At 71.2% G+C, this 25716-nt stretch carries 22 protein-coding genes; 7 read left to right on the top strand and 15 right to left on the bottom strand.

Annotation, left to right across the window (positions count from 1 at the left end):
- Positions 1 to 10 precede the first annotated feature (10 nt).
- A complete protein-coding gene (locus tag ACFWYS_RS37595) occupies positions 11 to 2710 on the top strand; it encodes a glucosidase (protein WP_384779113.1) in 2700 nt (899 codons plus the stop codon).
- The gene (locus tag ACFWYS_RS37590) at positions 2707 to 4197 is read left to right on the top strand and encodes an alpha-amylase (RefSeq protein ID WP_384779110.1); all 1491 of its coding nucleotides are present in this window, start codon (positions 2707 to 2709) and stop codon (positions 4195 to 4197) included. Before ACFWYS_RS37595 ends, ACFWYS_RS37590 begins: the two co-directional genes overlap by 4 nt.
- A gap of 22 nt (positions 4198 to 4219) precedes the next feature.
- Here ACFWYS_RS37590 and ACFWYS_RS37585 read toward each other — a convergent pair whose 3' ends face one another.
- Genes ACFWYS_RS37585 through ACFWYS_RS37570 form a run of 4 tightly spaced genes read right to left on the bottom strand, consistent with a single transcriptional unit; the run spans position 4220 to position 10093 of the window.
- Positions 4220 to 5932, bottom strand: coding sequence for a SulP family inorganic anion transporter (locus tag ACFWYS_RS37585; RefSeq protein ID WP_384779107.1), 1713 nt, complete (start codon positions 5930 to 5932; stop codon positions 4220 to 4222).
- 46 nt (positions 5933 to 5978) lie between these two features.
- On the bottom strand, positions 5979 to 8690 hold the full coding sequence (locus ACFWYS_RS37580) for a cation-translocating P-type ATPase (protein WP_384779104.1): 2712 nt from the start codon (positions 8688 to 8690) through the stop codon (positions 5979 to 5981).
- Positions 8687 to 9655 carry a polyphosphate kinase 2 family protein gene (locus ACFWYS_RS37575; RefSeq protein ID WP_384779099.1) on the bottom strand — a complete coding sequence of 323 codons (969 nt, stop codon included), beginning with the start codon at positions 9653 to 9655 and terminating at the stop codon, positions 8687 to 8689. The genes ACFWYS_RS37580 and ACFWYS_RS37575 overlap by 4 nt, the downstream gene beginning before the upstream one ends.
- A gap of 18 nt (positions 9656 to 9673) precedes the next feature.
- On the bottom strand, positions 9674 to 10093 hold the full coding sequence (locus ACFWYS_RS37570) for a hypothetical protein (protein WP_384779096.1): 420 nt from the start codon (positions 10091 to 10093) through the stop codon (positions 9674 to 9676).
- 192 nt (positions 10094 to 10285) lie between these two features.
- Here ACFWYS_RS37570 and ACFWYS_RS37565 point away from each other — a divergent pair, with 192 nt between their 5' ends.
- The gene (locus tag ACFWYS_RS37565; RefSeq protein ID WP_384779093.1) at positions 10286 to 11704 is read left to right on the top strand and encodes an MFS transporter; all 1419 of its coding nucleotides are present in this window, start codon (positions 10286 to 10288) and stop codon (positions 11702 to 11704) included.
- Between the two features lie 20 nt (positions 11705 to 11724).
- Here the strand turns inward: ACFWYS_RS37565 and ACFWYS_RS37560 are convergent, their stop codons facing one another.
- Together ACFWYS_RS37560 and ACFWYS_RS37555 are read right to left on the bottom strand one after the other, a co-directional pair.
- On the bottom strand, positions 11725 to 12174 hold the full coding sequence (locus ACFWYS_RS37560; protein WP_384779090.1) for an RDD family protein: 450 nt from the start codon (positions 12172 to 12174) through the stop codon (positions 11725 to 11727).
- Positions 12175 to 12178: 4 nt separating this feature from the next.
- The gene (locus tag ACFWYS_RS37555; RefSeq protein WP_384779087.1) at positions 12179 to 12805 is read right to left on the bottom strand and encodes a hypothetical protein; all 627 of its coding nucleotides are present in this window, start codon (positions 12803 to 12805) and stop codon (positions 12179 to 12181) included.
- A gap of 139 nt (positions 12806 to 12944) precedes the next feature.
- Between ACFWYS_RS37555 and ACFWYS_RS37550 the strand changes: the two genes are divergently transcribed.
- Positions 12945 to 13742 (top strand): acyltransferase, encoded by a 798-nt coding sequence (locus ACFWYS_RS37550; RefSeq protein WP_384779084.1) that lies wholly within the window; start codon positions 12945 to 12947, stop codon positions 13740 to 13742.
- Between the two features lie 28 nt (positions 13743 to 13770).
- Here the strand turns inward: ACFWYS_RS37550 and ACFWYS_RS37545 are convergent, their stop codons facing one another.
- Positions 13771 to 14628: an EamA family transporter gene (locus tag ACFWYS_RS37545; protein WP_384779081.1), complete on the bottom strand. Its 858-nt coding sequence runs from the start codon at positions 14626 to 14628 to the stop codon at positions 13771 to 13773.
- A gap of 141 nt (positions 14629 to 14769) precedes the next feature.
- On the opposite strand from ACFWYS_RS37545, the gene ACFWYS_RS37540 reads away from it, so the two are divergent.
- Positions 14770 to 15342 (top strand): helix-turn-helix domain-containing protein, encoded by a 573-nt coding sequence (locus tag ACFWYS_RS37540; RefSeq protein WP_384779078.1) that lies wholly within the window; start codon positions 14770 to 14772, stop codon positions 15340 to 15342.
- A gap of 44 nt (positions 15343 to 15386) precedes the next feature.
- The gene (locus ACFWYS_RS37535) at positions 15387 to 15944 is read left to right on the top strand and encodes a YbaK/EbsC family protein (protein ID WP_384779075.1); all 558 of its coding nucleotides are present in this window, start codon (positions 15387 to 15389) and stop codon (positions 15942 to 15944) included.
- 7 nt (positions 15945 to 15951) lie between these two features.
- On the opposite strand, the gene ACFWYS_RS37530 is transcribed toward ACFWYS_RS37535, so the two are convergent.
- Entirely contained in the window at positions 15952 to 17073 is a 1122-nt protein-coding gene (locus tag ACFWYS_RS37530) for a cation diffusion facilitator family transporter (protein WP_384779072.1), read from the bottom strand.
- Positions 17074 to 17134: 61 nt separating this feature from the next.
- Between ACFWYS_RS37530 and ACFWYS_RS37525 the strand changes: the two genes are divergently transcribed.
- A complete protein-coding gene (locus ACFWYS_RS37525) occupies positions 17135 to 17494 on the top strand; it encodes an ArsR/SmtB family transcription factor (protein WP_384779069.1) in 360 nt (119 codons plus the stop codon).
- 1 nt (position 17495) lies between these two features.
- Here ACFWYS_RS37525 and ACFWYS_RS37520 read toward each other — a convergent pair whose 3' ends face one another.
- From ACFWYS_RS37520 to ACFWYS_RS37490, 7 genes are all read right to left on the bottom strand, one after another.
- The gene (locus ACFWYS_RS37520) at positions 17496 to 18719 is read right to left on the bottom strand and encodes a 4-hydroxybenzoate 3-monooxygenase (RefSeq protein ID WP_384779066.1); all 1224 of its coding nucleotides are present in this window, start codon (positions 18717 to 18719) and stop codon (positions 17496 to 17498) included.
- Positions 18720 to 18780: 61 nt separating this feature from the next.
- Positions 18781 to 19188 (bottom strand): CoA-binding protein, encoded by a 408-nt coding sequence (locus tag ACFWYS_RS37515; protein ID WP_384779063.1) that lies wholly within the window; start codon positions 19186 to 19188, stop codon positions 18781 to 18783.
- 182 nt (positions 19189 to 19370) lie between these two features.
- On the bottom strand, positions 19371 to 19793 hold the full coding sequence (locus tag ACFWYS_RS37510) for a nuclear transport factor 2 family protein (protein WP_384779060.1): 423 nt from the start codon (positions 19791 to 19793) through the stop codon (positions 19371 to 19373).
- A gap of 5 nt (positions 19794 to 19798) precedes the next feature.
- Positions 19799 to 20605, bottom strand: coding sequence for an MBL fold metallo-hydrolase (locus tag ACFWYS_RS37505; RefSeq protein ID WP_384779057.1), 807 nt, complete (start codon positions 20603 to 20605; stop codon positions 19799 to 19801).
- Between the two features lie 45 nt (positions 20606 to 20650).
- The gene (locus ACFWYS_RS37500) at positions 20651 to 21268 is read right to left on the bottom strand and encodes a DsbA family protein (RefSeq protein ID WP_384779169.1); all 618 of its coding nucleotides are present in this window, start codon (positions 21266 to 21268) and stop codon (positions 20651 to 20653) included.
- Positions 21269 to 21390: 122 nt separating this feature from the next.
- The gene (locus ACFWYS_RS37495) at positions 21391 to 21885 is read right to left on the bottom strand and encodes a MarR family winged helix-turn-helix transcriptional regulator (protein WP_384779166.1); all 495 of its coding nucleotides are present in this window, start codon (positions 21883 to 21885) and stop codon (positions 21391 to 21393) included.
- Between the two features lie 91 nt (positions 21886 to 21976).
- Positions 21977 to 25630, bottom strand: a complete 3654-nt coding sequence (locus tag ACFWYS_RS37490) for a LamG-like jellyroll fold domain-containing protein (RefSeq protein ID WP_384779054.1) — start codon at positions 25628 to 25630, stop codon at positions 21977 to 21979.
- Positions 25631 to 25716: the final 86 nt, after the last annotated feature.

The following is a 25716-nucleotide window of genomic DNA, read 5'->3' as shown; positions in this document are numbered from 1 at the left end:
GAGCGAGGGGATGAGCGCACGCACGAGCGGTGAGCGGATCGGCCCGAAGGGCGACGACGGCGGACGATGGCGGCTGTGGGGGCCGTATCTGAGTGAGCGTCAGTGGGGCACGGTCCGCGAGGACTACAGCGACGGCGGTGACGCCTGGTCGTACTTCCCCCATGACCACGCGCGCTCGCGTGCCTACCGCTGGGGCGAGGACGGCCTCGGCGGCATCTGCGACGACAAGCAGCGGCTGTGCCTGGCGCTCGCCCTGTGGAACGGGCGCGACCCGATCCTCAAGGAGCGCGCGTTCGGCCTGACCAACAGCGAGGGCAACCACGGCGAGGACGTCAAGGAGTACTACTTCTACCTCGACAGCACGCCCAGCCACTCGTACCTGAAGTACCTCTACAAATACCCGCAGGCGGAGTTCCCCTACAACGACCTCGTATCCGTCAACCGGGACCGGACCAGGCAGGACCTCGAATACGAGCTGCTCGACACCGGCGTCTTCGACGACGACCGCTACTTCGACGTGACGGTGGAGTACGCCAAGGCCGACTTCGACGACGTGCTGGTCCGCATCACCGTCGCCAACCGCGGCCCCGACGAGGCGACCGTGCATGTGCTGCCCACCCTGTGGTTCCGCAACACGTGGTCATGGCACGAGGGGCACGAGGCGGCCGGCAAACCGCGGCTGAGCGCCCTCGACGGACCGCGCGGCACCTCCACGATCCGGGCCGAGCACCCCGAACTCGGCAACTACGACTGCCGGTTCGACGCATCGGTGCCCCTGCTGTTCACCGAGAACGAGACGAACAACGAGCGGCTCTTCGGCAAGTCCAACGCCTCGCCGTACGTCAAGGACGGCATCGGCCGACAGGTGATCGACGCGGAGAGCGGTGCCGTCAACCCGGCCCGGGAGGGCACCAAGGCCGCGGCCCTCCACATCCTCACCCTCCCCGCCGGCGGCTCCCAGACGGTGCGCCTGCGCCTCGGCCCGGCCGGCTCGCAGCTGACCCTGTCCCGCGGCTTCGACACCGTGTTCAAGGACCGCATCGCCGAAGCCGACGCCTTCTACCGGGAGCTGACCCCCAAGGACGCGAGCGAGGACGAGGCGCGGGTGCTGCGCCAGGCACTCGCCGGGATGCTCTGGTCCAAGCAGTACTACCTCTTCGACCTGGAGACCTGGCTGAACGAGCACGGCATGGATCCCTGGAGCCTGCCGCGCCCCGGCGTACGCAACCGCGAGTGGTTCCACATGGTCAGCGACGACATCGTCTCCATGCCCGACAAGTGGGAGTACCCCTGGTTCGCCGCCTGGGACCTGGCCTTTCACACCGTGGCCCTGTCGACCGTCGACACCCGCTTGGCCAAGGAACAGCTCGAACTGCTCCTGCAGGACGTCTATCTGCACCCCAACGGCCAGATCCCGGCGTACGAATGGAACTTCGCGGACGTCAACCCGCCCGTGCACGCGTGGGCGGCGTACTTCGTGTACATGATGGAGGAGCGCACCACCGGCCGCGCCGACCGCGCCTTCCTCGAACGCGTCTTCCAGAAGCTGCTGACCAACTTCACCTGGTGGGTCAACCGCAAGGACCCCACCGGCCGCAACGTCTTCCAGGGCGGCTTCCTCGGCCTCGACAACATCGGCGTCTTCGACCGCAGCGCCCCGCTGCCCACCGGCGGCACCCTCGAACAGGCCGACGGCACCGCCTGGATGGCGCTGTACTGCCAGTCCATGCTGCAGATCGCCGTCGAACTCGTCGAGCACAACCCCGCGTACGAGGATCTGGTGCTCAAGTTCGTCGAGCACTACCTGTGGATCGCCGCCTCCATGGACCGCGTCGGCGACCTCGGCGACGAACTCTGGGACGAGGAGGACGGCTTCTTCTACGACGTGCTGCGGCTGCCCGACGGCCAGGCCGTACGGCTCAAGGTCCGTTCGATGGTGGGCCTGCTGCCGCTGTGCGCGGCCACGGTCTTCAACTCGCGGCAACTGGCGAGGGTGGCCGGACTGGGGGAGCGGCTGCGCCGGTTCGCGAACCGGCATCCCTCCCTCTCCGTGACGCTCGCGTCCGCCCAGGCGGGCGTCACGGGCGGGCCCCGGCTGCTGTCGGTCGTGGACGAGAAGAAGCTGCTCAGGGTGCTGGCGCATCTGCTGTCCGAGGACGAGTTCCTCAGCCCCTACGGCATCAGGTCCCTCTCCCGCCACCACGCCGACCACCCCTACAGCTTCTGGGTGCACGGCGAGGAGTACCGGGTGGGCTATCTGCCCGCCGAGTCGGACACCGGCATGTTCGGCGGCAACTCCAACTGGCGCGGCCCCGTGTGGTTCCCCATGAACGCCCTGGTCATCAGGGCCCTGCTCAACCTCTACGGCTTCTACGGCGACGATCTCACCGTCGAGTGCCCGACCGGGTCCGGCACCAGGATGACCCTGTTCGAGGTGGCCCGGGAGATCTCCGGCCGGCTCACCCGGATCTTCCTGCGCGGCGAGGACGGGCGCAGGCCGGTCCACGGCGGCCAGGCCAAGTTCCAGGACGACCCGCACTGGCGGGACCTGATCTCCTTCCACGAGTACTTCCACGGCGACAACGGTGCCGGGATCGGGGCGGCCCACCAGACCGGCTGGACCGGCCTGGTCGCCACCCTGACGACGGTCTTCGGCACCCTCACCCCCGGCGACTTCCTCGCCGCCCCCGACAGGAGGACGATGCGATGACCGGTGAGCTTCCCGCCCAGCCCGTGGTGCACGAGGTCAACACCCGGGTCTGGCTGCGCGAGATCGCGGCCCGCTCCGGCCGTTTCGCCGGGCTGCGCGACGTACCGAAGGACGCCTGGGACGAGATCACCCCGCACGGTGTCGACGCCGTCTGGCTGATGGGCGTGTGGGAGCGCAGCCCCGAGGGGCGCGCCATCGCCCTGCGCGACCGGGTGCTGCGCGGTGCCTTCACCAGCGCCGTGCCCGACCTCCACGACGAGGAGATCGCCGGATCGCCGTACTGCGTCCGCCGCTACGAGGTGGACGCGAGCCTCGGCGGAGCGGAGGGCCTGGCCGCGGCGCGCGCCGAACTCGACCGCCGGGGAGTCGGACTGCTGCTCGACTACGTGCCCAACCATGTCGCACCCGACAACCCCTGGACCTGGGAGCACCCCGAGTACTTCGTCCGGGGCACCGACGACGACGCCCGCCGTGACCCGGCCGCCTATCTGACGGTGGCGGGCAACGTCCTGGCCCGCGGCCGCGACCCCTTCTTCCCGCCCTGGCCGGACGTGGTCCAGCTGAACGCCTTCGCGCCGAAGCTGCGCACGGCCACCGCGGATGTGCTGCGCCGGATCGGGGACATGTGCGACGGGGTGCGCTGCGACATGGCGATGCTGCTGACCAACGACGTCTTCGAACGGACCTGGTCGGACCTCGCGGGGCCGCGGCCCCAGGAGGAGTTCTGGCCGGAGGTCGTCTCCGGCGTGCGCCGCCGCCATCCCCGGATGACCTTCGTGGCCGAGGCGTACTGGGACCTCGAATGGGTCCTCCAGCAGCAGGGGTTCGACTTCTGCTACGACAAGCGGCTCTACGACCGGGTGCTGAACGAGAGCCCCGAAGCGGTACGGCAGCATCTGCTGGCGGCCGAGGACTACCAGCGCCGGCTCGTACGGTTCCTGGAGAACCACGACGAGCCACGGGCGGCGCACACGATGGCCCCGGCCAAGGAACGGGCGGCGGCCGTGCTGATCGCCACCCTGCCCGGGGCCACGCTCTGGCACGAGGGCCAGTTCACCGGCCGCCGTACCCGGCTGCCCGTCTTCCTGGACCGGCGTCCGGACGAACCGGCCGACGGCGAACTGCGCGCGTTCCACGAGAGGTTGCTCGCCGCCGTCCACCGCAGTGGGATGCGCGGCGGGCACTGGCAGCTCCTCGACTGCGACGGCTGGCCGGACAACGCCTCCCACCGCAACCTGGTCGCCTCCGGCTGGGCGGGCCCGGCCGGGCGCTTCGTCACCGTCGTCAACCTCTCCGACGCCCCGGCCCAGGGCTGGGTACGGCTGCCGTGGCCCGAACTCGCCGCCACCACCTGGACGCTGACCGGTCTGCTGGACGGCACCCGGTACGCGCGTGACGGCGACGAACTGACCAGGCACGGCCTGTTCGTCGACCTGGCGGAGTGGGGCACCCACGTCCTCGCCATCGGCCCGGGCGGCAACGACTGAACCCTTCCGGGACTGAACTGCTCTAGCCGCGTTCCTCGGTGGTCCAGCGCGCGCCGGTCCGCTCGCGGAACGCGGCCACGGCCGCCTCCAGCGTCGGGAAGAAGTGGTCCGGGTCGATGGTCCGGGTCAGCTCATAGCGTTCGATCTTGCGCCGCACCGGATCCTTGAGCTCGGCGAACACCAGGCTCACCCCGCGCTCGTTGAGCGCCTCGTCCAGTTCCTCCAGCTCGTCGGCGGCCGTGGTGTCCACGTCCGTGACGGGCTCGGCCGCGAGCAGCACCCACTTCGGCGGCGGCTCGGCGCGCGCCAGCCGCATGACCTCCCTGCGGAAGGACTTGGCGTTGGCGAAGAACAGCGGTCCGTCGAAGCGGTGGATCACCAGGCCGGGCAGCTGCTCGGCGCCGGGGTAGGAGCGCACGTCGTGGTAGCCGGGCATGCCCGGCACCCGGCCCAGCACGGTGTTGTACGGCCACCACGCCCGGCGGAACACATTGAGGATCGACAGCCCGACGGCGACCGCGATCCCCGGCAGCACACCGAGCAGCGCGACACCCAGGAACGCGGCGATCGACAGCAGGAACTCCATCCTGCGCTGCTGCCACAGCCTGCGCGTCCCGGCGAGGTCGGCCAGCGACAGCGAGGCCGTGATGACGATCGCGGCGAGTGCCGGCTGGGGCAGATTGCGGAACAGCCCCGGCAGCAGGACGAGCATGAGGACGATCAGGCCCGCACCGACGACCCCCGTGAGCTGGCTGCGCGCGCCCGCCCGCTCGGCCACCGCCGTCCGTGATCCGCTGGTGCTGACGGGGAAGCCCTGGAAGAGACCGGCCGCCACGTTGGCCGCGCCGATCGCCGTCATCTCCTCGTTGCCGCGCACCTCCTGGCCGGTGCGGGAGGCGAACGCCGAGGCGTTGGAGATCGTGTCGGCGAGGGAGACCAGCGCGATGCCCAGCGCACCGCCGAACAGCGGGGCGAGATCGTCCCACCCGACGTCGGGGAACGTCAGCGGCGGGAACCCCTGCGGCAGTTCGCCGACCAGGCTCACCCCGTGCCGGCCCAGGTCGAAGACCGACGTCGCGGCGATCGCGAGCACCACCATGACGAGCACCGCGGGCACCTTGGGCAGCCAGCGCTGGAGCACCAGGATCAGCACGATCCCCGCGAGCCCCACCGTCACCGCGGCGGGCACCGTCTTCCCGTCGGCCAGGCCCCGGAAGAAGGCGTCGAACTCCTCGACGAGCCCGTCGGCGTCCGTCTTGAACCCGAACAGCTTGGGCAACTGCCCGATCAGGATGGTCAGCGCCAGCCCGTTCATATAGCCGATCATGGTGGGCTTGGAGATGAGGTCCGCGATGAAGCCCAGCCGGCACACCCCGGCCAGGATCGTGATCGCCCCGACCATCAGCGACAGCATCGAGGCGAGCGCAACCGCCCGCCCGCTGTCGCCGCCGGCCGCGACCAGCGGCAGGACCGTCGCCGCGATCATCGGGCCCAGCGAGGAGTCCGGCCCGAGCACCAGGATCCGGGACGGCCCGAACACGGCGTAGCCCAGCAGACAGAGCACGGACGTGTACAGGCCGGTGATCGCGGGCAGTCCGGCCAGCTCCGCGTAGGCCATGCCCTGCGGCACCAGCAGCGTGGTGAGCACGACCCCCGCGACGACGTCCTTGACGAGCCACTCGCGCCGATACACCGACAGCGTGCGCAGCCCCGGCGGGAGCAGGCGGTGTCTCACGTCGCCGTCACCTGGCATCGGCATCCTCCGCGCGATGGTGGGCAGCTCAGCCGTGCGGGACGAGGCGCTGCCGCCCACGCCGACGAGCGACGGCCTTCCCGGCCTCCCACAGCCCGAGCAGCGCCAGCGCCGGCAGCAGCGCCCAGCCGAACTGACCGACGGTGAGCGGGGTGGTGCCGAGCAGCCGGTTGAAGACGTCGGTCTGGGTCGCCAGCACGGCGAGGGCGAACTCGCCGAACACGGCCCAGTTCATCTGCCGGCTGTCGAACGTCGACGTCGTCAGCACCGTCTCGGTCTCGCTGCGGCACTCCAGGGCGGCCACGATCAGGCACAGCGCGAACGACGTGAAGGCGATCGAGGTGCCGACGGCGGCGCTGTCGAAGCGTGCCTCGCCGAGCGCGATCATCGCCAGCAGGCCGATCGTGACCGCCAGTCCGGCCGACCCCACCGTCACCATCAGCCGGGTCGTCATCACCGGCTCACCGCGAGGCCGCGGGGCACGGGTCATCAGCCCGGGACTGACCCGGTCGAAGCCCAGGGCGAAGCCGAAGGCCGCGTTGACGAAGAAGTGGATCCACAGCACCTGGGGCGGCGTGAAGGGCTCGCCGTCCGCGATGTCGAACAGGGCCGCGCCCAGGAAGGTCAGCACGAACACGACGAGCAGCACCAGGACGAACCGGATGTACTTGGTGAGGTTGTCGTAGATCTTGCGGCCCTGCTCGACCGCGAAGACGATCGTGGCGAAGTTGTCGTCGGAGAGGATCAACCGTCCGGCGTTCTTGGCCACTTCGGTCCCGGAACCCATGGCGATGCCGATGTCGGCCGCCTTGATGGCGGGGGCGTCGTTGACCCCGTCGCCGGTCATGGCCACCACCTCGCCCTTCTGCTTCAGGGTATCGGCGAGCAGCACCTTGTGCTCGGGGGCGACCCGGCCGATCACCCCGATGTCGTCGATGCGCGCCAGCCGCTCCGGCTCCGGGAGGGCGGCGAAGTCCGAGCCGAGGATCGCCTCTCCCTCGATGCCGATCTGCTCGGCGATCGCGGCACCGGTGATGACGTCGTCGCCGGTCACCATCCGCACCCGGATACGGGCCGCCCGGGCGCCGGCCACCGCCTCCCGGGACTCCTTCCTCGGCGGGTCCTCCATGGCGACCAGGCTCGTCATCTCCAGCTCGGTGACGAGCGCGAGCAGGTCGCCGTCGGCCGCGAAACCGGCCGGGTCCAGATCGCGGGTGGCGGCGGCCATCACCCGTCGGCCCGCCCGCTCCATCCGCTCCATCCGGGCGTGCGCCCGCTTGTCGAGATCGGCGTCCCAGGGGATCGATGTACCGTCCGACAGGGCCGTGGCGGCACGCCCCATCACGGCGGGCGCCGCACCCTTCACGAAACAGCGGACGACCGGCCGGCCGAGCGCGTCGGTCGCCGCGTTGAAGGTCGCCATCAGCTTGTACGAGGGGTCGAAGGGCAGCGTGGCCAGCCGCGGGAACCGTTCGCGGGTCGCCTCGACGTCCAGGCCCGCCTTGTGCCCGAGCACGAGCAGGGCCCCCTCGGTGGGGTCGCCCACCACCTGGCCGTCCACCAGCCGGGCGTCGCTCGCCACCAGGTACGGCAGGATCGCGTCCTCGATGCCGGACGAACGCCCCACCGCATGGTGGACCCGGCCCTCCAGGCCGTAACCGGAACCGGAGACGGTGTACTGGTCGAAGGCGTCCACGACCTCCACGACGGTCATCTGGTTCAGGGTGAGCGTGCCGGTCTTGTCGGAGTTGATCGCCGAGGTGAAGCCCAAGGTCTCCACCGACGGCAGGTCCTTCACGATCGCGTGGCGCCGGGCCAGGTCGAGACCGCCGAGCGAGAGGATCGTCTGCGTCACCGTGGGCAGGGCCTCGGGGACGGCCGCGATCGCCAGGGACACGGCGCTCACGAACAGCGCGTCCCACGCCTCGCCCCGGCCACGGCCCAGCACGAACATCACGACCATGGTCAGCCCGGCCGCGCCCGCGATCCACAGCGTCAGCCGGTCGAGCTCCCTGGTCAGCGGCGAGGCCTCGCGCTCGGTCGCCGACAGCATCCCGGAGATCCTGCCCAGTTCGGTGCCGGAACCGGTGCCGGTGACGATCATGATGCCGCTGCCGTGGGTGACCGGGGAGTTCATGAACGCCGTGTTCGTCCGCTCGCCGGGGCTGGGCCGCTCGCCCCGCAGCGTCCCGTTGTCCTTCGCGGCGGGTGTGCTCTCGCCGGTCAGCGCCGACTCGTCGATCTGCAGGGCGCTCGCCACGACCAGCCGGCCGTCGGCGGGCACGTCGTCCCCGGCGGTGATCAGTACGACGTCCCCGACCACGACCTCCTCCGCGGGGATCTCGCGCTCCGTCCCGTCCCGCCGCACCCGCGCGGTCGCCTTCATCATCGACTTGAGCGCGTTCATGGCGCTCTCCGCCTTGCCCTCCTGCCGCACGCCGATGACGGCGTTGATCACGGTCAGCACGAGCAGGAGGACCGCGGTGGCCCACTCCTGGATGAGCAGCGACACGATCGCGGCGGCGACCAGGATGATCTGCATGTAGCTGCGGTACTGGTCGAGCAACCGGCGCCACTTCGGGGGCGGTTGCTCCTCGGGGAGGGCGTTGGGGCCGTCCCGGCGCAGCCGCTCGGCGGCCTGCGCGCCGGTGAGGCCGACGGCCGGGTCCACCCCGAGCGCCTTCGCGACCGCGTCGGGCGGGCGCGTGTACCAGGGCCGCTCCGGTTCCGGGGAGGTCATCTCCCGTTCCTCCGTTCCGCGTCGGCCTCGACGGACGCCGCGTACGGGTCGGCCGGGGCCCCGGGCGGTGCCGCGGCCACCAACTCCTCCTTGGCCACGAACAGTTCGTGCCGCGTCTTGCGGTCCACCTCGGGATACTGCGGGTCGATGTCGATCAGGGTGTGCGCGAGTACCGCGGCCGCGCAGATCCGCGCGAACCACTTGTGGTCGGCGGGAATCACGTACCAGGGCGCCCATTTGGTGCTGGTGGCGGAGAGCATGTGGGAGAACGCCTCCTGGTAGTCGTCCCACCAGGCGCGCTCACGCGCGTCCGCCGCCGAGAACTTCCAGTTGCGCTCGGGCACGTCGATCCGTTTGAGGAAGCGGGTGCGCTGCTCCTCCTTGGACAGATTCAGGAACAGCTTCACCAGCCGGAAGCCGTTGTCGTGCAGATACCGCTCCCAGTCGTTGATCTCCCGGTAGCGGCGGCGCCACACGCCCTTGCGCTTCGCCTCGTCCGGCAGCCGCTGGCGGTCGAGGTGCTCGGGGTGCACCCGCACCACCAGGACCTCCTCGTAGTGCGAGCGGTTGAAGATGCCGATCTCGCCGCGCCGGGGGAGCCGGCGGGCGTAGCGCCAGAGGTAGTCGTGGTCGAGTTCCTCGCTGGAGGGCACCCTGAAGTTCGACACATGGACGCCCTGCGGGTTCACCCCGCTCATCACATGCCGGATGGTGCCGTCCTTGCCGCCGGCGTCCAGGGCCTGCAGACACAGCAGTACGCCGTATCTGTTCTCGGCCGCCAGCCGCCGCTGGTAGTCGGCCAACAGGGCGACACCGGTGCGCAGCAGCTCCTGGCCGTCCTTCTTGCCGGCGATGCCCGCCTTGTTGCCGGGATCGAAGTCGGTGGACAGGTCCACCTTCGATCCCGGCCGCACTCGCAGGGGTGCGATGAACTCGCCGATCCGCTCGGCCCGTTCGTCCGCCATGAGTGCCGTCCCCGGACCTCAGTACTTCGAGTCCGCTCGCACCACGCACAGGCCCCAGATGATGAAGCCGTACAGGGCGATCAGGGTCAGCGACCAGAACGGGTAGTAGGGGATGGACAGGAAGTTGGCGATGATCAGCAGGGTCGCGATGAGGATGCCCATGACCCGTGCCCAGGTCGCCGTCATGGCCAGGCCGATGCCGACGGCCACGGCGACCGCGCCGAGGATCAGGTGGATCCAGCCCCAGGTCGTCAGGTCGAACTTGAACACGTAGTTGCGGGTGGTGAGGAAGACCTCGTCGTCCAGGACCGCCATGATGCCGCGGAAGATGTCGAGGACGCCGCACATGACGAGCATCACGGAGGCGAAGGCGGTCAGCCCGCCGGCTGCCGCCAGGACGCCTGCCGAGCGCTGGTGTTTCGTGGTCGTGGTGACCATGGCTGGGCCTCCGTCGTCGGGACGGCCGCCGGTCGCGGCCGTTCGCCCATGAGTCCTACTCCGGGCCCCGGGCCCCTGGCGTCACCTCGCATGGGTGATGACGGGTGATCAACGGCCCACGACGATGGGCGCGTTCGAGCGCTCGGGAGCCGACGCCCGCCTGCGCTTCGGAGCCGAGTCCCGGGAGCCGTCATGGCCGTACCGCCCGTCCCCACCTCCGCAGACCGCCCCGACCCGGCCCCGGGCGCCGCCCGGCGGATCCTCGCCCCGCTCGCCCTGGCGCAGTTCATCTGCAGCTTCGCCGGCTCCAACATGAACGTGATGATCACCGACATCAGCGAGGACCTGGACACCACCGTCCAGGGCGTGCAGATCGCGATCACGATCTTCCTGCTGGTCATGGCGGCCCTGATGATCCCCGGCGGCAAGCTGACCGACCGCTACGGCCGCAAGCGGTGCCTGGTGGCCGGCCTCGTCGTGTACGGCGCCGGCGCCCTGCTCAGCGCGGCGGCGCCGGGCCTGGGCGTGCTCATCCTCGGCAACTCGATCCTCGAAGGCGTCGGCACCGCCCTGCTCATCCCGCCCGTCTACATCCTCACCACGCTGCTGTTCACCGAAGTGACCTCCCGGGCCCGCGCGTTCGGCGCCATCATGGCGGCCGGCGGCATCGGCGCCGCCGCCGGACCGCTGATCGGCGGGCTGATCACCTCGGCGCTGAGCTGGCGGGCGGCCTTCGTCTTCCAGGCGCTGGTGGTCGCGCTGATCATCGTACTCAGCCGCCGGGTCGAGGACCCGCTGCCGGCGGATCCCACGCGGGACTTCGACACGGGCGGCGCGGTCCTGTCGGCGGCCGGTCTGCTGCTGGTGGTGACGGGGATCCTGGCCACCGACGACAACGGCTGGCTGGCGGTCGGCCTGCTGCTGCTCGGCACGCTCGTCCTGGCCTGGTTCTTCCGCCGGTCCCAGGTCATGGAGCGGACCGGCCGCGAGCCGCTGCTGTCCCTCGGCCTGTTCCACAACCGCACGTCCAACCTGGGCCTGGTCACCCAGCACCTCCAGTGGATGCTGCTGATGGGCGTGTCGTTCGTGGTGGCCGCCTACCTCCAGGTGGTGCGCGACTACGACGCCGTGCGCACCGGGCTCATCTTCACGGCGGCCACGCTCGGTCTGCTCGCCTCCTCGCTCGGCGCCGAACGCTTCGCCGCCCGACGGGAGCAACGGACCCTCGTCATGACCGGGTTCGCCGTGACCGTCGCCGGCATCGCCGTACTCGTGGTGCTGTCCCGCGACGCGTCCAGTGCCTGGGCCTACACACCCGGGCTGCTGTTGATCGGCCTCGGCCTCGGAGTGATGCTCACCCCCTCGGTCAACATCGTGCAGTCGAGCTTCGGGGAGGAGCAGCAGGGGGAGATCTCCGGGCTGTCCCGCAGCGTGTCCAACCTCGGCTCGTCGGTCGGTACGGCGGTCGCCGGCACGATCCTGGTGGCCGACCCCGCCTTCGGCGCCTACGCCGCCGCGATGATCGTGCTGGGCGTCATCGGCCTCGGCGGCCTCGGCACCGCGGCCCTGCTGCCGCGAAAGGCGGCGTCGGCCGCCCCTACCGAACCCTGACGTCCGAGGCGGCCCGCAGGTCAGAACCGGTGGTACCGGACGGCGCTGGAGACGACCAGGTCCTGCAGCGAGGCACGGCGCCGGCTGAGCGGGACCCACAGCAGCCCGACGGGAAAGGACACGCACAGCACGGCCCGCAGCAGCGCGCGCAGCACGCCGAGGAGCCGTCCGCCCAGCCGGGTGACCCGCAGGCCCAGCAGCCGGTCGCCGACGGTGCCTCCGGTCACGGTCCAGCAGACGCCCAGATACAGCACGGCGACGGCCCAGCCGCCGACCCCCGCGAGCCAGCCGGGCGGATCGGGGAACCGGTACGGCGGCCCGGCGATGAGCAGCCGCAGACCGCTGATCGTGAGCTGGACGGCGAGCGCGATCCCGAACACCACCAGGGCGTCGATCACCGCCGCGAGGCACCGCGACACGACTCCCGCGGTTTCGCCCTCCGGGTCCTGTTCCCGGCCCTTGCGTGGCACGGCGTCAGCCCGGGGCGTCGGTCCGCGCCGGGGCGGCGACGGGTCTGTGCAGCAGCCGGTCGGCGACGCGGTTCACCACCCGGTCGGCCCGGATGCTCCGCGACCGGAGCGCGTCGACCGTCTCCTCGGCCATTCCGCCGCTCGTCTCCCGCACGATCCGGCCCAGGTCGATCTCCTCCAGCACGGCCCGGGTGAGCGTCACCAGGTCGACCCGGGCGATCACGGCCTCGACGTCCAGACGTGCGGCGATGCGGTCGACGTCGATGCGCGCCGCGATCGCGTCCAGGTCGATGCGTGCCGCGACGGCGTCCACATCGACGCGCTGCGTGACCTGGGCCACGTCCACCCGGGCCGCGATGCGGTCCACGTCCACGCGGTCGGCGATCCGGTCCACGTCCACCTGGTCGGCGATCGTGTCGACGTCGACACGGCCGGCGACGCGCATCACGTCGACCCGGTCGGCGATCTGGTTGACATCGATCCGGGCGGCCAGGCCGTCCAGGTCCAGTCGGTCCACGACCTCGGCCGTAAGCCGGCGAATGACCAGGTCCGCGACGGCGCCGGCGGTTCCCAGCGCATACCGCGTCACACGCCCCGCGACATCGAGGGGGTTCACGACGGACCAGGTCATCTCACCAGCGCAGCACGGCGCCGACCCGGTCGGATCACCCGCCGCGGGTGAACCACCCGGCGCCGACCGGCCCCTCCATGGGGCGAAGATCACAGGCGTACGGCCTCATGGGGCCACTCGCGCTGAGTACCGTGAGCAGGTGCCGAAGAGCAAGAACACGTTCTCGTCCTGGCGACGCCGACTGACGCAGCGCGCGGTCCACGCGGGCTGGGCCTGGGTGCAGCGCACGGGTTCGGTGACGGCCGACAGCCCCGGCCGCTTCCGCTTCGGCTCGATCGGCGAAGCCACCCGCCTGGCCTTCCCGCTGGGCACGGTCTTCGGCGAACCCTGGATCCACCTCGGCTCCCACTGCATCGTCGGCGAGCAGGTCACCCTGACCGCCGGTCTGATGCCCGACCTCGACCTCGGCCCGGAGCCCATCCTGCGCATCGGGGACGGCGTCGTGCTGGGCCGCGGCAGCCATGTCATCGCCGACACCACGGTCACCATCGGCAGCGACTGCTACTTCGGGCCGTACGTCTACGTCACGTCCACGAACCACTCGTACGACGATCCCCACGAGCCCATCGGCAAGCAGTGGCCGCGCATGGAGCCGGTCGAGATCGGACCCGGGTGCTGGATCGGCACCGGGGCGGTGATCCTGCCGGGCGCCCGGATCGGGCGGAACGTCGTGGTGGCGGCCGGCGCGGTGGTCCGCGGCACGGTGCCCGACCACGCCGTCGTGGCGGGGGCGCCCGCCCGTGTCGTACGGCGCTGGACGCCCGGTGAGGGCTGGCAGCCGCCGCTCAGGACCCCGGCGCCGGTGCCGATACCCGACGGGATCACGCCCGAGCAGTTGCAGGCACTGGCCGGGCTGGACGAGGAGACGGCGGCGAAGCTGGCGGAACTGGACGAGAGGACGGCTGCCCAACTCACCGAACCGGCCACCGAGTCCTGACACAGGCTCTCAGAGCCTGTGAAGGCTCTCAGCCGGCCGCCAGCAGCACCGTGCCCACCAGCGCGAGCCCCGCGCCGGCCGCCTGCACCGCCAGCAACCGCTCCCGCAGAAAGCCCCGCGCGGCCAGGGCCGTCACCACCGGGTAGAGCGAGGCCAGTACGGCCGCCACGGTGACCGGGCCGTGGTGGGCGGCGATCACATAGGTGCCGTTCGCCGCGACATCGGCGAGGCCGACGAAGGCGAACGCGGGCAGTGCGCGCACCGGGATACCGCCCTCCGGGAGGGCGCTCGCGCCTCGCCGCACGGAGACGTACAACGCGAGGCCGCCCGCCACGACATTGACCACGCGCTGCACGAAGAGCCCGAGGAACAGACCGGTGACGGTGCTCGACGCCTCCGCGATCAGCGCGAACACCGTGCCGAAGCCGAAGGCCGCGACCAGGGTGAGCAGGATGGCCTGCCGCTGCACGGCCGCGCCCCGCAGTTGCGGACCGCCCGCGAGGACGACGCCCAGCACGGCGACCGCGATCCCCGCGATCTGCACCAGCCCCGGCCGCTCGCCGAGGAAGAGGCCCACGCCGACGGGGACCGCCACGCCCACCGTGCCGAGCGGGGAGACCACGCCCATCGGGCCCAGCGCGAGCGCCTTGTAGAAGCAGAGCAGGGCGACGGGGCCCACCAGGCCCGCGGCGGCCGCGAACCACAGCTGGGGACCGGCCTCGCTCCAGCCGCCGGTGGCGACCACGATCACACCGAGCACGGCGGCCGCGATCGCCTGCGAGACGACGACCACCGTGAGCGCCGGGGTGCGCCGGGTGAGCAGTCCGCCGCCGAAGTCGGCCAGCCCCCACAGCAGGCTGGTGGCCAGGGCGAAGAGTGCTGTCACGAGGGCCTCGCAGTACAGTTCGGTGCACGATCGGGTGCACCCCACCGTAGTGCAGCACACTGGACTCTGTCATTCAGAATATTGCACTCCGGAACTCGGGTCGGGTGCAATTGGATGTAACTGGATGGAATTGGACGGAATGTGTCGGACCTCGACCTGCTGACCCAGTCCCTGTCGCGCAACGTCAAGCACTGGCGCGCGGTGCGCGGCTTCACGCTGGACGTGCTGGCCGCCCGGGCGGGCGTCAGCCGCGGCATGCTCATCCAGATCGAGCAGGCGCGCACCAACCCCAGTCTCGGCACCGTGGTCAAGATCGGGGACGCGCTCGGGGTCAGCATCACCACCCTGCTCGACTACGAACAGGGACCGAAGGTGCGGGTCGTCCCGGCCGACCAGGTCGTGCGGCTGTGGCACACCGACGCGGGCAGCCACAGCCGGCTTCTCGCCGGGACCGAGGCGCCCGGCCCGCTGGAGATGTGGCACTGGCGGGTGATGCCGGGCGAGAGCAGCAGCTCCGACCCGCACCCCGTCGGCACCGTCGAGATCGTCCATGTCATCGCGGGCGAACTGACCCTCACCGTCGACGGTACCGACTACCGGATCCCGGCCGGCGCGAGCGCCACCTTCGAGGCCGACGCCCCGCACACCTACGGCAATCAGGGCGACGTCCCCACCGAGTGGATGCTGGCCGTCTCGGTCCCGCCCGCCCGCTGAGACACCGCTCCGACGGCGCCCCGCACGCCTGTTAGCGTGCGCCCATGGACGCACCCATCGGACGCTTCGACCGCGCCACCCCCGCCCCCGACTGCCTCGACGAACTCACCGTCCCGGTCGCCGACGCCGTACGCCACTGGCACGGCAGCGTCCCCGCCGACCAGATCGTCTACGTCGAGACCGACCCGGAGTGGGCCGACACCGCCGTCTTCGTGGAGCACTACGGCCGGGAACTGCTCGAACAGTCGGCGAACTGCGTGGTCGTGGCGGGCAGGCGCGGCGGTGAGACCACGCTGGCCGCGTGTGTGGTGCTCTCCACCACCCGGGTCGACGTCAACGGCGTCGTACGCCGCCAACTCGGCGCCCGCAAGGCGTCGTTCGCCTCGATGGACACGGCGACCGGCGAGACCGGCATGGAGTACGGCGGCATCACCCCGCTCGGACTGCCCGAGGGCTGGCCGGTGCTGGTGGACTCGGCCGTCGTCGACCTGCCGTACGTGCTGGTCGGCAGCGGGCGCCGGCGCGGCAAGCTGCTGGTGCCGGGGAAGGCGTTCGCGGAGCTGCCGGGGGCCGTCGTACTGGAGGGGCTCGGCGTCTCCTGAGCCGAGGTCAGGCCGCCGTGTGGTGGGCGAGGGTCAGGTGCGGGTCCGCCTCACCGGGCACCGGTGCCGGGTCGGCGTGCACGAGGGCCGCGGTGAGCCGGGGCACGGCATGCAGCAGGGCGTGTTCGGCGTCGACGGCTATGGCGTGCGCCTGACGCACCGACACCTCGCCGTCCACGACGACCGCCACCTCGGCGCGCAGCCGGTGCCCGATCCAGCGCAGCCGCAGCTCACCGACGTCGCGTACGCCCGCCACCTCCCGAAGTGCCCGCTCCGCCCGGTCCACCAGGGCCGGGTCCACGGCGTCCATCACCCGCCGGAACACCTCGCGCGCGGCGTCCCGCAGCACCAGCGTGATCGCGGCCGTGATCGCCAACCCCACGATCGGGTCGGCGAGTTGCCAGCCCAGCGCCGCGCCCCCGGCACTCAACAGGACGGCCAGTGAGGTGAATCCGTCGGTACGGGCGTGCAGCCCGTCCGCGACGAGCGCGGCCGAGCCGATGTCCCGGCCGACCCGGATCCGGTACCGGGCCACCCACTCATTGCCCGCGAACCCGACGAGCGCCGCCACGGCGACGGCCGGGATCTGCTCCACCGGGCGCGGGTCGAGAAGCCGGTCGACGGCCGTCCACGCCGCGAACGCCGCGGACGCCGCGATCGTCAGCACGATGACCATGCCCGCGAGATCCTCGGCCCGCCCGTACCCGTAGGTGAAGCGCCGCGTGGCCGCACGCCGGCCCAGCACGAAGGCGATCCCCAGCGGTACGGCCGTCAGCGCGTCCGCGGTGTTGTGCACCGTGTCCCCTAGCAACGCCACCGACCCGGACACGACCACCACGACCGCCTGAGCCAGCGCCGTCACCCCGAGCACGGCCAACGAGACCCACAGCGCACGCATGCCGCGCGCGGAGGACTCCAGGGCGGAGTCGATCTTGTCGGCGGATTCGTGGGAGTGGGGTGTGAGGAGGTGGGCGAGGCGATGGCGGAGACCGGTGGGGGAGTGGGCGCGCGGGTGGGGGTGAGGATGCGGGTGGGGGTGCTCGTGCCGTTGCTCGCCGCGCCCGTGGGCATGTCCGTGGGCGTGCCCGTGCTCGTGCCCATGGTGCTGGTGGTCGTGCCGGTCGCTCACGGCTTCCCCTTCCGGTGCGCGGGAGTGGACGCGAAGCAGCCCACGAGGCCATTATGTGCGTATGAGCGCACGCATGCACCTATCACCTGCACACGATGCGCATCCGCGCACCCCGGGCGAGGAACACTTCACGCTCGCCGCCGAACTCCTGGCCCTGCTCGGCGACCGCACCCGCCTCACGCTGCTGCACGCCCTGACGACGGGGGAGGCCGACGTGACCACGCTCACCGAGGCGTGCGGCGCGGCCCGCCCCGCCGTCAGCCAGCACCTGGCCCGCTTGCGGCTCGCGGGCCTGGTGGACACGCGCAAGGAGGGCCGCCGGGTGATCTACTCCCTGCGCGACGGCCATCTGCGCCGCCTCGTCGACGAGGCGCTGAACGTGGCGGACCACCGGCTCAGCGACCGGCCACCGCACGACTGACTCAGTACTCGGCGTTCTTGCCCAGATACTGCTCCGCGAACGCCAGTGCCGCCGTCGGGGAGCCGAAGATGCGGCGGAGACGGGCGAGGGTGGTGCCCGCTCGGTAGGGGTCGCCGGAGGAGGTGCCGTGGTAGACCTCGGAGAGCCAGTGGGAGAACTCCTGGTAGTCCCAGACCCGGCCGAGGCAGGCCGCTGAATAGCCGTCCAGGCCTGTGGCGTCGGCCTTCGTGAGGTGGGCGATGAGGGCGTCGGCCAGCAGGAACGCGTCGTGCAGGGCGAGGTTCATGCCCTTGGCGGCGATGGGGGCGGTGAGATGCGCGGCGTCTCCGGCCAGGAAGAGGCGGCCGAACACCATGGGTTCGACCACGTAGTTGTGCATGTCGAGGACGCGTTTCTCGATCAGCCGTCCCTCGGTGAGCGGCGGCGCGCCGTTCGCACCGAGCCGTTGCCGAAGCTCGGTCCAGACCCTGTCGTGGGACCAGTTCCCTGGGTCGTCGCCGGGCGGGCACTGAAGGTAGTAGCGGGTCACCTCGGGGCTGCGCTGCATGTGCCCGGCGAACCCGCGCGGATGCATGCCGAACACGACGCAGTCGGCGGACGGCGGCGCCTCCGCGAGCAGCGCCAGCCAGCCGATGCCGTAGTCGCTGCGGGAGATGTGGGCACGGCCGGCCGGCACGGCGTCGCGTGTCACCCCGCGTGCCCCGTCACAGCCGGCGACGAAGTCGCACCGCACGCTCTCGCGCCGGCCGGTCTCCGGGTCGGTGTAGGACACCGAGGGGTGATCGGTGTCGAGGTCGTGCAGTTCCACGTCCCGCACGCCGAAGCGTATGGCCCCGCCGCGCACGTCCGCGTACTCGCGCACCAGGTCCGTGACCAGGAACTGCTGGGGATAGATCCAGTGGTGAACCCCCGTCAGCTGCGCGTACTCGAACCGGTAGCGCTCCCCGGCGAACCGGAACTCGCACTCGCCGTGCCGCTGCGCCCGCCGCAGCAGCGTGTCCGCCAGGCCCCGCCGTTCAAGTCCGCGTACGGCCCACTCCTCGATGACCCCGGCCCGCGGCCGCTGCTCTATGAACTGACGTGTCTCGGTCTCCAGGACCAGACAGTCGACGGACGCGGCCCGCAGGATGTTGCCGACGGTGAGGCCGGCCGGTCCGGCACCCACGATCACGACCGGGAAACGTTGCGGGACACCGGAGTTGGGGTGCGGGGAGGTGGAGGTCACCCGAGCATTATGGGGGCGGCCGACGGGGGAGGGGAGGACTCCGGGGTGGCTCGGCGGGCGGCTAGCCCAGGCGCGGGATCTCGATCGCCGGGCAGCGGTCCATGACCATGTCGAGGCCGGCGGCGCGGGTGCGGTCGTAGGCGGCCTCGTCGATGACGTCCAGCTGGAACCAGACCGCCTTGGCCCCCTTGGCCACCGCCTCGTCGGCGACCGGCCCCGCGAGGTCGCTGTTCACGAACACGTCGACCACGTCCACGTCGAACGGGATGTCCGCCAGGGAGGCATAGCCCGGCTCGCCGTGGACCGTCTCGGCCTTCGGATGGACCGGCACGATCCGCTTGCCGTAGCGCTGGAGGACGTCGGCGACCCCGTAGGCCGCTCGCCGCTGGTTCGTGGAGAGCCCCACGACCGCCCAGGTGTCGCCGAGCTCGGTGAGGATCTTGCGGACTGTCGCCGGGTCGCCGTACACGCTCGGCCTCCTTGGGGTTGGTGCCGGGGCTGCCGCTCCCGACAACAGCGGGCAGGGCGCGGGGATTCCCGCCGCCCCTGCCGACTGTTCGTACGAGCCCTCCCGGCCGGCGGGACCTGCGATCAACCACCCTGCGCCGAGCTGTCCGGCGATGAACTGCCTTTCACCGGACGGGAGTTGAGTCAGCCGGTCATCGCCTCGCGGACGAGGGCGGTGTCGACGAACTGCTCGAAGCGGACGATCAGTCCGCCACGGACCGTGAAGTGGTGGGCGACCCGGACGTTGATCGCTTTGCCGGTGGCCTTGTTGGTCGCGGTGTACCGGGCGAGGACGACGACGTTCTCGCCGTCGATGACATAGGTGTCGTCGTGGGCGGTCCAGTCGTCCCAGTCCTGGCCGAGCTTCTCCATGACGTTGCCGGTGACACCGTCAGGGGTGCGGTAAGTGCCGGCGAGGGGGAAGCCGGCCATCTCGGTCCACTCCACGTCGGGGGCGAGAGTGGCGCGCAGCGCCGCCAGATCGCGGTTGGCCGAGGCCAGGTACTGGCGGCGTACGACGTCGGCGGGTGCGCTGGAGGTCGCGAAGCCGGTGCTGTCGTGGGCCATCGAGGTCAGCCCCACTTCATCTCGCCCTTGGCGACCTTCGCGCCGATCTGGGAGGCGATCAGCATGCCGTTGTCCGGGTGGCGCTTGACGAGGGCCTCCGTCAGGGCGGCGCCGTCGGCGGCCTTGCCGAGCTCCTCCTCGAAGGCGACGAGGTAGTCGCGGGTGGCGGTGATGGCGGAGACGTCGGCGGCGGTGTCCGGCAGCCGGTGGCCGGGGACGACCAGTTCCGGCCGGAGCGCGGCCATCTCGTCGAGCAGGTCGATCCAGGCGGCGCGGTCGCCCGGGGTGGGGGTGTCGGCGACCCAGACGTGCTCCTGCTGGAAGAGCAGGACGCCACCGAGGATCGCGCGCTCCTCGGCCTGCCACAGGTAGTGGCGGTCGGGCAGCGCGGCCGGACCGCCCCGGAGCTCGAAGACATGGCCTTCGAGAGTGAGGTCGCCGGTCAGCGGCTGGAGGTCGACCAGCCGGGTGGGCAGGTTCGGGCCCAGGGCCGCCCATGCCTTGAGCTTGCCCTCGTAGGAGTGCTGGATGTGCTCGATGGTCTGCGGGGTGGCGACGAAGCGCGCGTCGGGGAAGGCGTCGGCGATGACTTCGGCGCCGAAGTAGAAGTCGGGGTCGCCGTGGCTGATGAAGACCGTGGTCAGCGTCTTGCCGGAGTCGAGGACCTCGGCGGCCAGGCGGTGGCCGTCGGCGCGGGTGAAGGCGGCGTCCACGAGCAGCGCCTCGTTCTCGCCGGTGACGAGGGTGGCGGTCTTGTTCTTGCTGCCGGCCGGGAAGTCCAGGTCCAGGACCTTGAAGGACAGGGTGCTCATCGGTGGCTCCTTGACGGGGCGTGGTGGGTGGGGACGGGGAGGGGTTCAGCGGGTGCTCACGGCGGCGAGCCGCGTGTCGACCTCGTCGGCGGTGGCGTGGCCGTAGGCCAGCGGAATGACCCGGTCGCCGTCGACGGCGAGGAGGGTGGGGAAGCCGGTGACGCCCAGTTCGGCCGCGAGATGGAAGTCGGCCTCGGCCGCGGCCCGCGTCTCGGGGGCCTCGAAGGCGGCGACCACGGCGTCGGCGTCCAGCCCGGCCTCCTCGGCGAGCTTCCGGTAGGTCGCGGGCTCGGAGAGGCTCAGGCCGTCGACGTAGAAGGCCCGCTGCACGGCCGTGGCCAGCTCTGCCGCGCGGTCGGGGGCGAGCTGCCGCAGAGCGGCGACTCCCCGTGCGGCGGCCTCGGAGTCCATGACGAACGAGCCGTCGGCGATCAGCCGGTCGTACGCGTCGCTGAACTCGGCGCCGGTCTGCTCGGCGATCTTGGCGTTGGCGCCCTGGACGTAGCCGAACTCGCGGATCGGCACTCGCCGCGGGCCGGTGAACAGTCCGCCGGAGACCACCACCACCGGCAGTTCCGGGTGGCGGGAGGCGGCCTCGCGCAGGGTGCCGGAGAACCCGTGCGACCAGCCGCAGTAGGCATCGAAGACGTAGACGAGCTGCATGGAGATCCTCGGCACGGCGCCCGCCGGATGCGAGCGGTTCATCTGACAGAACAGTAACTGAGGAGTCAGATATTTCCTCGCTCGTGTGACGGTGGCCACACACCTCTGGCCCGAGGAACGCCTCAGGGCAGGCGAGGCAGTTCGTCCCGGGCCGAGTGGCTGAGCAGGCGCAGGTTCTCGGCGAACCGCTCGCGGTCCTCGGGCGGCAGGGGCGCCAGGAAGTAGCGGCGGATGTTCTCCACGTGCAGCCGGGACGCGCGCACGGTGGTCTCCGCACCCGACGGGGTCAGACGCACCAGCCGGCCGCGCCGGTCGCCGGGGTCCTCGGTGCGCTCGACCAGCCCGGCCGCCTCCATCCGGTCCACCAGACGTGTCACACCGCCCGTGGTCAGCACCTGCTCCTGGGCGATGGCCCGCATCGACATCCCCGGTTCACCGGTCCGCCCGAGGATCAGCAGCACCTCGAACATCAGATGGCTGATGCCGCACTCCCGCTCCAGGGCCCGCCCCAGGATGTACTCCAGTCGGTTCGCGGCCCCCTGCAGCCGCCCGAAGGCCAGCACCAGCTCGTTGTTCGCCGCCTCCATCGGCGACCCGATCTCCGCTTGCTCGTCCACGTCCCCACCGCCTGTCCGGTCCACCACGGTCATCGCCCCATGATCATGCCGCGTTTCCGGACCGGACGAGGCGGTTGCCCTTCACGTCAGGTCATCGCAGCTCCCGCGCGTAGGGCGCGAGGGTGATCCGGTCGATCAGCGGTGCGTAGCGGGAGCGGAGCAGTACGCCGGGGAAGGTGTCCGAGGCGTAGGTGGTGCCGTCGAAGTTCGGCAGTTCCTCGGAGCGGAAGGCGATCGTGTTGCGCCCCTTCTTCAGCCGGACCGGGACGGTCAGCTCCCAGAAGTTGTTCTGGTGGAAGCTGTGCGGGAAGCCGACCCGCCGGACCTCACCGCTGTTGACCGTGATGTCGGCGTGCCGGTCGAGCGGGTCCGGGTTGTAGTGGGTGGCCTCGGACTGCTCGGGGTTGGAGTAGCGGATGCGCAGCGCGTACAGGCCGGCGCGGTCGGCGGTGACGGTGAACGTCGCCGTGTTGTCGTTGCCCGGGACGCCACCGATGCCCGTGATCGCCGTGCCGTCGGTGGCCAGGGACAGCGGGGTGAGGGTGGCCGAGCCCGCGAGCTCGGCGTCCCGCGCCTCGTAGGTGCGTGTCGGCAGCGCGCTCTCGGTCGGCGTGACCGTGAGGCGGTCGACGAGGGTCGCGGACGAACCCCCGGTCAGTGTCACCTTGTTGACGCCACCGGAGAGGGAGACGGCCACACTGCGCCTGCCCTGCGACAGGCTCAGGACGTCGTGTCCGTTGACGGCGAGCCGGGCGCCCGTGCCGCCGAGGGTGTCGACCTTGACGGTGGCCTCGCGGTCGGCGGGGGAGTAGACCCAGAACGTGGCCGTCTGGCCCTTGGCGAGCCGGACCGCGCCCGACCCCGTGGCCGGCCGCTCGGGCACCTCGTAGACGGGCCGTGCCCCGCCGCCCAGCCAGGCCAGCTCGCCCTCGTACACCTGGGTGCCGGCCGAAGCCTCCGGCAGGGACAGGGTGAGGCGGTCGACGATCGCGTCGCCCTTGGTGGCGCCCTTGCCGTCGAGGCTCTGCGCGGCGAGCGTCAGAGTGTGCCTGCCCTTGGTCAGCCGGACCTCGGTGTCGGTGTGGTCCCACACCACCCACTTGTAGCCGAGCGGCAGGTGCAGTTCCTGCTCGCTGTCGGCCTTGCCGTCCACGCGCAGGAAGACGTTGGTGGGGCCCTGTTCCTTCACCTTGTCGAAGGTGTTGAGGGAGTTGGCGAAGACGCTCAGGTCGTAGGTGCCGTCCTCGGGTACGTCGACGGTGAAGTCGAGCGTGACGTCCGAGCCGGTGCGCAGGCCGCCGACGTCGTGGCCGCCGGAGGTGTAGAACTTCGACACGTCACGCGGCGAGCCCTCCGGGCCGTTCCTCGTGTAGCCGGACCCGGTGTGGGCGGCGTCCTCCGCCTCGTACGAGCCCTGCCAGCGCACGGGGGAGGACTGGGTGGCCTTCGCCTTTCCGGCCGGGCTGAGGACGATCTCGTACGCCGAGGACTCCTTCAGCTTCGGCAGCGCGCCGTCACCGAAGTCGACGACGACCGTGCCGTCGTCCCCGACCTCCAGGTTCGTCTCCGTGAGCAGCTTCGGGCCGGAGCTGTCGCCGAGTTGTCCGCTCCACTCGATCTCACGCACCCAGGCGTGCACGCTGTCGCCGAAGACGTCCTTCGGGACGCCCGCGAAGGTGATGTGTCCCTTGCCGTCGGACCCGCCGAAGACCAGCCGCGCCTGCCGCTTCTTCTCGTCCAGCGTGCCGACGCCCTGCATGGTGTAGTTCTCGCCGGGGAACGGCGGGGTCACCGTCACGGTGTGCCCGCTCATCGAGGCGTACGAGTTGAGCAGCCACCACTGGCCGTTGCCGCGGCCCGACTGCACCGCCGAGTCGGAGAGGTTGCCGTCGATGTTCCAGTAGGCGATGTCGGCGTCCACCTTGGACTCCTCGATCGCGGACACCCACTGGATCATCTGGCCGGGGACGGAGGTGTGGTAGTTGAAGGCGTACTCGTTGATGTTGACGGGGAGTCGGGCGCCCTCACGGTCGGTGCCCTTGAACAGCTCCTTCTCCCAGCCCCGGTACTTGGCGACGCTCTCGCGCACCGCCTCCGGGTGGCTCAGCTCGTGCCAGGTGATCACCTGGGGGACGGTGCCGGCCGCCAGGGTGTGGGCGAGGAAGCCCTTCACCTGGTCGTAGAGGACGCTGGTGTTGGGGCCGGCGATACGGGCGTCCGGCATCCTGCCCTTGATGAGCTTGTATGCGTCGTCCCAGGCGGCGAAGAAGGCGTCGGGATCGTCGAGCCAGCTGACCTTGTCGTAGCTCCACTCTCCGGTGCCGAACATGTTGCCCTCGGGCTCGTTGAACGGCACGAAGACGATGTTGTCCTGGTACCGCTCCGGCAGGCGCAGGACCTGGTCGACCTGCGTGGCCAGCTTCTCCTTGTAGAGCTTGAGCTTCTCGTCGGGTGTGTCGCCCGGCCACTGGTACGGGAAGCCGCGGTGGATGTCGGTCATGTAGATGTACACATCACCGTCGGTGGAGTCGGCCAGCGGCTTCACCACCTCAAGGGCGTCGGCACCGGGGTGCTGCGGGCCGTCCTGCGCCTTCGTGGAGACCGTGCGCAGACCCATGCCCTCGATGAGGCTGTTGGTGGGGACGTCCGGTCCGTACAGGCCGTAGAGCGTGCCGGAGGCGCCGCCGTGGAAGGCGCCGGTGTCCGAGCCGAGGTCGACGGTGAGCTGGCCCTCGCGGACCACGGTGACCGTCGCCCGCACGGAACGTCCGGCCGCCGTGCCCGCCACCGTGAACGTCCCCGGCCGGGCGTACTTCTCGGACGGTACGGCGTCCCAGCCGATCGGCACGTCGCGGTCGTAGCCGTCGGAGAACGTGGAGCGGACGGCGGCGGGGAGGGCCGGGGCGGTCCCGGTCGTCGTACGCACCTCGAAGGACGTCTTCGAGGGGTCCTGGACCGTCGGCACGGCGCCGACCGTGCCCGCCACCTGCTCGGCGCTCAGCGCCGCGTGCCACACGGTGAAGTCGTCGATCGCGCCCTTGAGCAGCGGGTCCGGCCAGAAGGACTTGCCGATGTAGCCGGCCGCCGTGGCCGAACCCTCCAGCAGTTCCCCGGCCTTGATGCCGGTCGCCGCGGAGGAGACCGGCACGCCGTCGAGGTAGGTGGTGAGCTTGCCCGCGGTGCTGTCGAGGCTGACGGTGACCGTCCGCCACTCGTTCGCGGGGAGCGCCGCATAGCCGCGGACCTGGGCCTCCGCGCCGCCCCCGCCGGTGGTCACGGAGGTCTGGAACAGGCCGCCGCCGCTGTACGGGGTGCTGAAGAGGTACTTGGTGGTGTTGGTGCCCAGATCGAAGATCCGCTGCCAGGGCGCCTTGTCGCCGCTCCACTTCACCCGGGCGGAGACCGTCAGGTCGGTCGAGTCGCCGACGACTTCACGGGGCAGACGGACGTACGCGCCGTCCGAGGTGGGCGCCCCGCCGGGCAGGGCCAGGGCCCTGCCGCCGTCCGTGCCCGTCACGAACCGGGCGGTGGAGCCGTTCACCAGGGTCGCCGTCAGACCGTTGCCGGAGCTGTCGGTGATCCTGCCGGAGGCGAGGTCGTCCTGGTCGAAGGTGTAGCGCGCGGCCGGCCGGGGCGCGTCGGCCGCCTGCGCCGGGACTGCGGGTGCGGTCAGCAGGCCCGCGCCGAGAGCGACGGCCACGGCGGCCGGGGCCCGGCGTCGGGCGGATCTGTCAGCGGATGGCATGGATGGCGTCCTCAATCGTCAATCGTCGAGTACGGGTCGAAAATCGTCGAGCGGGTGTCGAACCGGTTCGATGTCGAGGGGTGCGG

This window comes from Streptomyces sp. NPDC059010, assembly GCF_042740355.1.
In the GTDB taxonomy this organism is placed as follows: domain Bacteria; phylum Actinomycetota; class Actinomycetes; order Streptomycetales; family Streptomycetaceae; genus Streptomyces.
This window is presented reverse-complemented; position numbering and strand designations above follow the sequence as displayed.

What these genes read in the sequence shown, in the direction of transcription:
- ACFWYS_RS37510 (WP_384779060.1), bottom strand. Translation starts at nt 19,793, where the DNA reads ATGGCCCACGACAGCACCGGCTTCGCGACCTCCAGCGCACCCGCCGAC.
- ACFWYS_RS37580 (WP_384779104.1), bottom strand. Translation starts at nt 8,690, where the DNA reads ATGACCTCCCCGGAACCGGAGCGGCCCTGGTACACGCGCCCGCCCGAC.
- ACFWYS_RS37555 (WP_384779087.1), bottom strand. Translation starts at nt 12,805, where the DNA reads ATGACCTGGTCCGTCGTGAACCCCCTCGATGTCGCGGGGCGTGTGACG.
- ACFWYS_RS37535 (WP_384779075.1), top strand. Translation starts at nt 15,387, where the DNA reads ATGGACGCACCCATCGGACGCTTCGACCGCGCCACCCCCGCCCCCGAC.
- ACFWYS_RS37595 (WP_384779113.1), top strand. Translation starts at nt 11, where the DNA reads ATGAGCGCACGCACGAGCGGTGAGCGGATCGGCCCGAAGGGCGACGAC.
- ACFWYS_RS37565 (WP_384779093.1), top strand. Translation starts at nt 10,286, where the DNA reads ATGGCCGTACCGCCCGTCCCCACCTCCGCAGACCGCCCCGACCCGGCC.
- ACFWYS_RS37570 (WP_384779096.1), bottom strand. Translation starts at nt 10,093, where the DNA reads ATGGTCACCACGACCACGAAACACCAGCGCTCGGCAGGCGTCCTGGCG.
- ACFWYS_RS37505 (WP_384779057.1), bottom strand. Translation starts at nt 20,605, where the DNA reads ATGAGCACCCTGTCCTTCAAGGTCCTGGACCTGGACTTCCCGGCCGGC.
- ACFWYS_RS37525 (WP_384779069.1), top strand. Translation starts at nt 17,135, where the DNA reads ATGAGCGCACGCATGCACCTATCACCTGCACACGATGCGCATCCGCGC.
- ACFWYS_RS37500 (WP_384779169.1), bottom strand. Translation starts at nt 21,268, where the DNA reads ATGCAGCTCGTCTACGTCTTCGATGCCTACTGCGGCTGGTCGCACGGG.
- ACFWYS_RS37590 (WP_384779110.1), top strand. Translation starts at nt 2,707, where the DNA reads ATGACCGGTGAGCTTCCCGCCCAGCCCGTGGTGCACGAGGTCAACACC.
- ACFWYS_RS37575 (WP_384779099.1), bottom strand. Translation starts at nt 9,655, where the DNA reads ATGGCGGACGAACGGGCCGAGCGGATCGGCGAGTTCATCGCACCCCTG.
- ACFWYS_RS37490 (WP_384779054.1), bottom strand. Translation starts at nt 25,630, where the DNA reads ATGCCATCCGCTGACAGATCCGCCCGACGCCGGGCCCCGGCCGCCGTG.